Source organism: Thalassospira xianhensis MCCC 1A02616, from assembly GCF_003326475.1.
Taxonomy (GTDB): Bacteria; Pseudomonadota; Alphaproteobacteria; order Rhodospirillales; family Thalassospiraceae; genus Thalassospira; species Thalassospira xianhensis.
The window spans coordinates 87,461-95,311 of sequence record NZ_JPWA01000017.1; the positions used below are offsets into that span (position 1 = coordinate 87,461).

The following is a 7,851-nucleotide window of genomic DNA, read 5'->3' on the forward strand; positions in this document are numbered from 1 at the left end:
TGAAATGTCTGAAATGCTTCACGCCAAAAACGTCGCCAAGGGCTTTACCCTGCATACTCAGGGCAGCGTTACGATCCCGGTTTTCGAAGGGGTCGAATTCCGCCTCAATGCCGGTGAATGCATTGCGCTGACCGGTGAATCCGGATCGGGAAAAAGTACCTTCATGCGCATGCTCTATGCGAATTACACCTGTTCAAGCGGCTCGATCAGCGTGCTGCACGATGGCGACTGGCTTGATATCACCACCGCAAGCCCGCATGCCATCCTTGATATGCGCAAACGCACCATGGGCTATGTCAGCCAGTTCCTGCGCGTCATTCCGCGCGTACCGACACTGGAAATTGTTGCCGAACCGCTAATCGCGCTGGGCACGGCGCGTGAAACGGCGATGGAAAAGGCCCGCGATCTTTTGACCCGCTTGCGCATCCCCGAACGTCTGTGGCAACTTTCACCCCTGACCTTTTCCGGGGGCGAACAGCAGCGCGTGAATATCGCGCGCGGTTTTATCGCCGATTATCCGATCATGCTGCTTGATGAACCGACTGCATCGCTTGACACCCAAAATCGTGCCACGGTTCTGGCATTGATTGAAGAAGCCAAGGCACGCGGTGCCGCCATTGCCGGTATTTTCCATGATCACGAAACCCGCGATGCGGTCTGCACGGGATCATTTGATGTGACTTCGTTTAAAGTTGGGGCCAATGACTGAACAGATTTTTACCAATGCCAAAATTGTCCTGGCAAATGATGTCATCGAGGGTGCCGTTCAGATCAGGGACGGACTGATCACCGACATCTCGGGTCGCCCGTCCAATCTGCCCGGTGCCGAAGACATGGGCGGCGATTACCTGATGCCCGGACTGGTCGAACTGCATACCGACAATCTCGAAAAACACCTGACCCCGCGTCCCAAAACCCGCTGGCCTGCCACCGCCGCCGTGATTGCGCACGACAATCAGGTCGCCAGTGCTGGCATCACGACGGTCTTTGATGCCATCTCTGTCGGCGACGTCTCAGACGGATCAGAACGGATCGAACGACTGGTTGAATCGGTGACCGCCCTTCAGCATGCGCTTGAGAACAACCTTTTGCGTGCAGATCACAAACTGCATCTGCGCTGTGAAACGTCTTATGGCGGGCTGGTCGAGGCGCTCGATAATCTGGTTGATCTGCCTCTGGTCAAGATGCTCTCGGTGATGGATCACACGCCGGGCCAACGCCAATTCGTCAGCCTGGATGCCTATTACACCTATTATCAGGGCAAATACGGCCTCTCGGACGAGGAAATGCGCAAATTCGTCGCCAGCCGCAAACGTGATTCCGAACTTTATTCCGTCAAACATCGCCGTCACGTCGTCGAACTTGCCCACCAAAAAAATCTGGCGCTGGCAAGCCACGATGACGCAACCGAGGAACATGTCGCCGAAGCCGTCGCCGATAAAATGACGGTGGCCGAATTCCCGACGACACTGGCGGCTGCCAAGGCATCACACGAAGGCGGTCTTGGCGTGATGATGGGCGGGCCAAACCTTGTGCGCGGCGGATCACACAGCGGCAATGTCGCCGCGGGCGATCTGGCAAAGCACGGCTATCTCGACATTATTTCAAGCGACTATGTCCCGCACAGTCTGCTGCACGGCGTGATGAAACTGTTCGATGATTTCGATGCCTATGACCTGCCGCGTGCGGTCCGCACCGCGACCCTGACCCCGGCAAAACAGGTCGGCCTTGATGACCGGGGCGAAATTGCGGTTGGCAAACGCGGCGATCTGATCCGGGTCCATCATTCGCCGCATCATCCGATTGTGCGCGGTGTGTGGCGTCTGGGAAGCCGCGTGTCATGACCGCGCGCCATGACATCCATCATGGCGCTTCGGAAAATGGATTACTGATTCTTGTCGTCGGCCCCAGTGGGGTCGGCAAGGATACCCTATTGGATGCGGCACGGGCGCGTTTGCGTGACGATGAAACCATCCTGTTTCCCCGTCGCTGCATTACCCGTCCGGCCGGGTCGGTTGGCGAAATCCATATTCCGGTCCGCGCCGAGGATTTTGCATCCATGGCAAAGCAGGGTGCCTTCCTGCTGAGCTGGCGGGCGCACAATCTTTGCTACGGCATTCCCAATCATGTGCGAAACGACGTCGCCAACGGCAAAATCGTTGTCGTCAACACATCACGCAGCGTGATTGACGATGCCCGCGATCTTCTGGGTTCTGATCACGTCCGGGTCATCAGCATCCGGGCGCACGAAGATGCCCTTCGCCAACGCCTTGTGGCCCGTGGCCGTGAAAGTTCCGACGATATCGAACAACGCCTGCGGCGCGCATCGGCCTATCAGGTCGATGGTCCCAACGTGATCGCCGTAGAAAATGACAATGACCTTGAAACCGGTATTGGCCGCTTCATCGATGCCATTTTCCACCGCCCGGCACACACGGACCAAGCACCCGGCAACCGGGTAGTCTGAACAAAAAATGCTGCAGCAAAACACTGCAGCATTTTTTTATTTCCCAAGGTGCAATCACCCGTCATCCAAGCGCAAAGCGCCGCAACAAATCAAACGGCTTTCCATCCCCCGGATCACCAAAAAGACAGACATCGCTGATCGTAAATGGTGCCTCGCACAACGGTGCAACAATCGGGGCCACCGCATCACGCACCCGCATCATCCGGTCCGGGTCAAGCTTGTCTGTCAGCGTCAGGTGAAAACGGAATTCTTCCATCACATAGGGATATCCCCACCGGACCAGATATTCTTCCTGCCGGTCACTCAGCCCCGATGCGCGGCGCTTATTCATCGCGGCTTCGTCTTCGGGTTGCCGGAAACCGTCAAGCCCGCGCACAAGACCAGACGCCAGCGCACCAAGCTGATCGGTCGGCGCAGTCGGGATCAGGGCGATAAAACTGCCAATCGATTTCAGCAAAAGCGGGCCACACGTCACCGAAGACGCCGTCGCACAATAGTCGGCAATCGCCTTTTCAAGCTGATCGCGCGTCTGCCCGTCCTTTAAGGCAAAGGGCGGTTTCAGGGTGCCATGAAACCCGTATCGCGACGGGGAAACGGTTATCGCCGCGACCTCGCCATCGGCAAGGCCGATGGCAGCCGGGCGGTCCATTTCCCGCCCGGTCACCGGATCACGCCCCAGCCAGGCATTGCCAAAAGCCGCCAGATCACTGTCGGCTTTCGGTGCATAGTAAACAGCATAACGCTGATAGTCGGTCATGTGGCCTCGACTGGCTTTCGATTTATCGCAGATCGTATTTCAGACAGAAATCCCGCACCGGCAAACGACGAAAATCGTCAAGCCGGTCTGCCAATGTTGCATGATCCCAGTCCCACCAGCAAATACGAAGCAGCGCATCGACAATTTCCGCGTCAAATCGCGGGCGCAATGGCGTGGCCGGAATACCCGTGACGATGGTGTAGGGCGGCACATCCTTGGTCACCACCGCACCCGAACCGACAACCGACCCGATCCCGATGGTAACCCCGCCCTGAACAATCGCGCCATGCCCGATCCAGACATCATGATCAAGCTTCACCCGCTTTTCGCGGCGCCAGTCAAAAAACGCCGGATCATCATCGCCAAGCTCATAGGCACTCGACCGGTACTGGAAATGATGCATCGATGCCCGGTCCATCGGGTGCTGCCCCGGATTGATCCGTGTATGAGCGGCGATATTTACGAATTTGCCGATGTCGGAATAGATGATCTCGCTGTCATTGACGACATAGGAATAATCACCCATCACGCTTTCGCGGATGCTGGTGCGCGCACCAACTTCGGTCCAGACACCAAATTCGCAATCAACAACAACCGCACTCTGATCAATCGTCGGGGCCTCCGACAAGTGTTTCATTGCCGGCTTGGCCTGCGTAATCTTGAACGTCATGGATCAGGTCACCAGTTTGCGCAGACGCTGCGAAATCACATCAAGCAGGCTGACCGACAGGATGATGATGATCATGACCGCGGCGGTTTCCGCGTAATAAAATGCGCGGATATATTCCCACAAAACCATGCCAATGCCACCCGCACCAACAATGCCAAGAACGGTTGCCGAACGCACGTTGCTTTCAAACCGGTACAGCGAATACGAAATCCAAAGCGGAAGAACCTGCGGGATCACCCCAAAGATGACCTCCTGCAACCCGTTGGCACCGGTGGCCCGGATACCTTCGACCGGTTCAGGATCAATCGCCTCGACGGCTTCTGAAAACAGCTTTGCCAAAACGCCGGTGGTATGGATCCAAAGCGCAAGCACACCGGCAAACGGACCAAGACCAACCGCAACCACAAACAGCATGGCAAAAACCATTTCATTGATCGCACGGAAGGAATCCATCAGGCGGCGCACCGGCTGGTAAACCCAGAACGGAACGATATTTTCAGAACACAGAATGCCAAACGGGATCGAACAGACAATCGCAAGCGCCGTGCCCCAGATCGCAATCTGGATCGTGATCCACATTTCGCTGACATAGGTTTTCCACATCAGGAAATCCGGCGGGAAAAACCCGTCCGCGAAATCGACCATGTTGCCACTGTTTTCAATCAGGGCCATGGGCCGCATGTCGGCCCCCTCCCAGGACAGGGCCAGAATGGCCAGAATGAACGCCCAAAGAAGGAAACTTGCGCCTGAACGTTTCAGATCGCGCGGCGGAAGTTCTGCGGCGGTTACCGCCGATGTCGAAAGGCTGCTGTTCATGTGCTTTTCCCGGGAAATAAAAACAAACGGGGAGCCCTGATATCGGGCTCCCCGTTCGGATGCCGGTTACTCGTAAGAAACCAGGATATCGAGTTCTGCGAGCTGCTTGTCGATTTCGGAAACGCGTTTTGCTTTCTCGTCGGCGGACAGTTCGGCGGTGTTCTCGATTTTCAGCTTGTTTTTATACAGTTCAAGCTGACGGATCGGGTAAAGCTGCGCATTGCTGCTTTCCATGAACTTGCCCATGCCATCCTGAATGCCGCCAAGAACCTTGTTGGCTTCTTCAACATCGCCCAAACGGCCGTAACCAAGGAAGAACGCCTTGATTTCGGATTTCAGTTCGCGCGACATATCCTTGCGATAAACCATCGGATCAGACGGGATCAGCGGCGAGGTCCAGATAACCTTGACCTTGTCGGTGATTTCCGGCTTGACCATCTGGGTGCGGGCAAGCTGTTCGGAGTTGTTGGCAGCAACATCAACCTGATTATTGGCGGTCGCCATCAGGTTGGTTTCGTGGTTGGCATTGCGAACGGTCTTGAAGCAGTTCTTCGGATCAACGCCGTTCTGCGCAAAGACGTAATAGGTCGGAACCAGGAAGCCCGAGGTCGAGTTCGGATCACCGATACCGAAATTGAGCGAACCATCGCATTTCAGCATGTCGGCAAGCGTGTTGAGCTTGTCGTTATCGGCCTGGGTGATGATGTGGGAATAATAGCCGTTCGACCCGTCGCTTTTCGACGTCTGGACGAAAACTTCGCCACCCGCGCGGTCAACGGCTTCCATGGCCGACTTGTTACCGAACCAGCCAACGTGAACCTTGCCAAAACGCATGCCTTCGATGATGCCGGCATAATCTGGTGCGAAGAACGCTTCGACATCCTTGCCAAGGGCTTCTTCCATATCCTCGATCAACGGCTGCCACTGGGCTTTCAGGTTCGAGCTGGATTCAGTCGAGATAAAGCCGAACACGATGGTTTCCGGGTCTTTTTCAAGCGGCTTGAATTCGACATCGGCATGGGCAAAGCCCGAAGCCAGCATGCTGGCAGCAAGGGCTGCGGATGCAATTGTTTTACGGATCATGGGAAGTCCCCCGTCAGGTTGGTTGGTAGAGGTGAAATAAAAAGAGGTAAGGCAGAGAGAAATCGTCCTGATCTAGCTTGAAACGAAAGCCAGATCCTTCTCCGCGACCCTGCTCTTGGCCGGAACGTCATCCGGGGCAGACGCGAAAAGCTCGGAAGAATATTCGCCGTAAAGTTCGCGCAGGAACTCCGGCGTCAGTTCGGTGGATGGCCCGTCAAACACGACCGCGCCATCGCGCATCGCAATGGTGCGTGCGCAATAATCGCGGGCATAATCGACCTGATGCAGCGACACGATGACCGTGACATTGTCTTCGCGGTTCACCCGATCCAGCGTATTCATCACCTTGCGCGATGACGCCGGATCAAGGGACGCAATCGGCTCGTCGGCCAGAATAAGACGCGCGCCCTGTGTAATCGTGCGCGCAATCGCCGCACGCTGCTGCTGCCCGCCCGAAAGATTGCGCGCCTTTTTCGTTGCATGCCCGTCAATGCCGACACGTTTCAACGCCGTCATCGCCCGCATGCGCTCAGCCTTGGTAAACAGGCATAACGACCCGCGCCATGCCGGCACACGGCCCAGCATCCCGGTCAGAACATTGGTCAGAACCGTCAGGCGGCTGACCAGATTGAATTGCTGGAACACAACGCCGATATCGGCGCGCACTTTACGTGCGCCCCGTGCAATACGACCGTTCTGCTGGATGACTTCGCCAAATACTTCGATCTTGCCGCCATCGCGATCCCCGCGCAGCAAACCGGCAATATGACGGATAAGGGTGGATTTGCCCGAACCGGACGCACCGATCAGCGCGACCATCTCGCCCTCGCGGACCTGTAAACTGACATTGTTCAATGCCCGTTTATCGCGCGAGAAGCTTTTGTTCAGTCCGGATATATCTACGACCAGCATTAAAGTCCGCCTGCTTGTGTTTCGCTGGTCAAGAAGCTACGCACAATCCGCGACTCTATGGTGACGGTGATGTTACAGTTCGATGATTACGACGCCTTCATTTCACCGACAACAATCAAACTTGTCTATACATCAAGATATCTATCAAATGAAAAACCGGTCCGCCAAGAAATAACAATGTAATAATTCAATTATTACTTGTGACCGCGTTCACAAATATAGATATGAACGGGCCAAAAAACGAAAAACCCCGACAGAAAGAAACTGCCGGGGCCTTGTATTGCGCCTGATCGCGGATGGTTTTACTTGATCGCCTCAATCGCGGCGATGACATCATCTTCGATATCCAGCCCCTGAATTTCCGCATCCCGGCGGGCATTCTGCCCACGCCGCCCCGGCAATCGCACGGTTTCCTCCAGCGCGATTTCATCTGCAATATAACGCAAATGATCAATGATTCCCGCCCCGCCGACCGCAACCGGATCAATGGCAATCACCATCTGCCCCAGTGCCGGTGGCGCGCCCTTGTCATCAAACAGCGACGATGACTGATGCCCGAATTGTGCGCCGGTCAATCCGGCGGCCAGCATTTCAACCATCATGGCAAGCGCCGCACCCTTGACCCCGCCTGCCGGAACCATCGTGCCTTCAAGCGCCTTGACCGCATCGGTTGTCGGATTGCCGTCTGCATCCAATGCCCAGTCATCGGGGATCGGAACGCCCTTCTGTTTTGCGGCCATGATCTTGCCACGCGCAACCTTCGACAGTGCCAGATCAATCACGATCGGATCGCCATCGCCAATCGGGGTGGCAAAGGCAATCGGGTTGGTGCCAAACATCGGGCGGCGCCCACCCCACGGCGCCATTGCCGCTGGCGCATTAGCAAACATCATCGCCGCCAGCCCCGCCTCGGCCAGTTTTTCCACGGTAAGGCCCATCACCCCGGCATGGTGCGATTTGTGGATTGCCGCCACCGCAATCCCCTGCGCACGCGCGATATCGGGCAATCGTTCGATCATCAGATCAAGGGCCGGATAGGCAAAGCCGAACTGCGCATCAATCCGCAACACGGCCGGAAACGGCTGATCGGCCACCGGCTTGGCATGCCCGTCCACCTTGCCTGCGCGGGCCTGCGCGGCATAGGCC

The 7,851-nt window shown here is 56.3% G+C and carries 9 protein-coding genes; 3 read left to right on the plus strand and 6 right to left on the minus strand.

What is annotated here, in order from left to right; translation table 11 throughout:
* Nucleotides 1–4: 4 nt before the first annotated feature.
* The 3 genes from phnL to phnN are packed head-to-tail and all read left to right on the plus strand — an operon-like array spanning nucleotide 5 to nucleotide 2,467.
* Nucleotides 5–709 (plus strand): phosphonate C-P lyase system protein PhnL, encoded by a 705-nt coding sequence (phnL, locus tag TH5_RS14835; RefSeq protein WP_114111155.1) that lies wholly within the window; start codon nucleotides 5–7, stop codon nucleotides 707–709.
* Complete coding sequence (locus tag TH5_RS14840) at nucleotides 702–1,844, plus strand: alpha-D-ribose 1-methylphosphonate 5-triphosphate diphosphatase (protein ID WP_114122468.1); 1,143 nt, start codon at nucleotides 702–704, stop codon at nucleotides 1,842–1,844. The genes phnL and TH5_RS14840 overlap by 8 nt, the downstream gene beginning before the upstream one ends.
* Nucleotides 1,841–2,467 carry a phosphonate metabolism protein/1,5-bisphosphokinase (PRPP-forming) PhnN gene (phnN, locus tag TH5_RS14845; protein ID WP_114122469.1) on the plus strand — a complete coding sequence of 209 codons (627 nt, stop codon included), beginning with the start codon at nucleotides 1,841–1,843 and terminating at the stop codon, nucleotides 2,465–2,467. The genes TH5_RS14840 and phnN overlap by 4 nt, the downstream gene beginning before the upstream one ends.
* Nucleotides 2,468–2,528: 61 nt before the next feature.
* Here phnN and TH5_RS14850 read toward each other — a convergent pair whose 3' ends face one another.
* The 6 genes from TH5_RS14850 to TH5_RS14875 form a co-directional block, all read right to left on the minus strand.
* The gene (locus tag TH5_RS14850; RefSeq protein WP_114122470.1) at nucleotides 2,529–3,224 is read right to left on the minus strand and encodes a DUF1045 domain-containing protein; all 696 of its coding nucleotides are present in this window, start codon (nucleotides 3,222–3,224) and stop codon (nucleotides 2,529–2,531) included.
* A gap of 22 nt (nucleotides 3,225–3,246) precedes the next feature.
* Nucleotides 3,247–3,894: an LbetaH domain-containing protein gene (locus TH5_RS14855; RefSeq protein WP_114122471.1), complete on the minus strand. Its 648-nt coding sequence runs from the start codon at nucleotides 3,892–3,894 to the stop codon at nucleotides 3,247–3,249.
* 3 nt (nucleotides 3,895–3,897) lie between these two features.
* Complete coding sequence (gene phnE / locus TH5_RS14860; RefSeq protein ID WP_062953156.1) at nucleotides 3,898–4,710, minus strand: phosphonate ABC transporter, permease protein PhnE; 813 nt, start codon at nucleotides 4,708–4,710, stop codon at nucleotides 3,898–3,900.
* Nucleotides 4,711–4,776: 66 nt separating this feature from the next.
* On the minus strand, nucleotides 4,777–5,793 hold the full coding sequence (phnD, locus tag TH5_RS14865; RefSeq protein ID WP_114122472.1) for a phosphonate ABC transporter substrate-binding protein: 1,017 nt from the start codon (nucleotides 5,791–5,793) through the stop codon (nucleotides 4,777–4,779).
* Between the two features lie 72 nt (nucleotides 5,794–5,865).
* Nucleotides 5,866–6,705, minus strand: coding sequence for a phosphonate ABC transporter ATP-binding protein (gene phnC, locus TH5_RS14870; RefSeq protein WP_097051398.1), 840 nt, complete (start codon nucleotides 6,703–6,705; stop codon nucleotides 5,866–5,868).
* A gap of 302 nt (nucleotides 6,706–7,007) precedes the next feature.
* Nucleotides 7,008–7,851: Ldh family oxidoreductase (locus TH5_RS14875; RefSeq protein WP_114122473.1), on the minus strand; the 844-nt coding region annotated here is incomplete at its 5' end.

Coding starts and splice junctions, on each gene's coding strand:
- phnL (WP_114111155.1), top strand. CDS start 5: ATGTCTGAAATGCTTCACGCCAAAAACGTCGCCAAGGGCTTTACCCTG.
- TH5_RS14840 (WP_114122468.1), top strand. CDS start 702: ATGACTGAACAGATTTTTACCAATGCCAAAATTGTCCTGGCAAATGAT.
- phnN (WP_114122469.1), top strand. CDS start 1,841: ATGACCGCGCGCCATGACATCCATCATGGCGCTTCGGAAAATGGATTA.
- TH5_RS14850 (WP_114122470.1), bottom strand. CDS start 3,224: ATGACCGACTATCAGCGTTATGCTGTTTACTATGCACCGAAAGCCGAC.
- TH5_RS14855 (WP_114122471.1), bottom strand. CDS start 3,894: ATGACGTTCAAGATTACGCAGGCCAAGCCGGCAATGAAACACTTGTCG.
- phnE (WP_062953156.1), bottom strand. CDS start 4,710: ATGAACAGCAGCCTTTCGACATCGGCGGTAACCGCCGCAGAACTTCCG.
- phnD (WP_114122472.1), bottom strand. CDS start 5,793: ATGATCCGTAAAACAATTGCATCCGCAGCCCTTGCTGCCAGCATGCTG.
- phnC (WP_097051398.1), bottom strand. CDS start 6,705: ATGCTGGTCGTAGATATATCCGGACTGAACAAAAGCTTCTCGCGCGAT.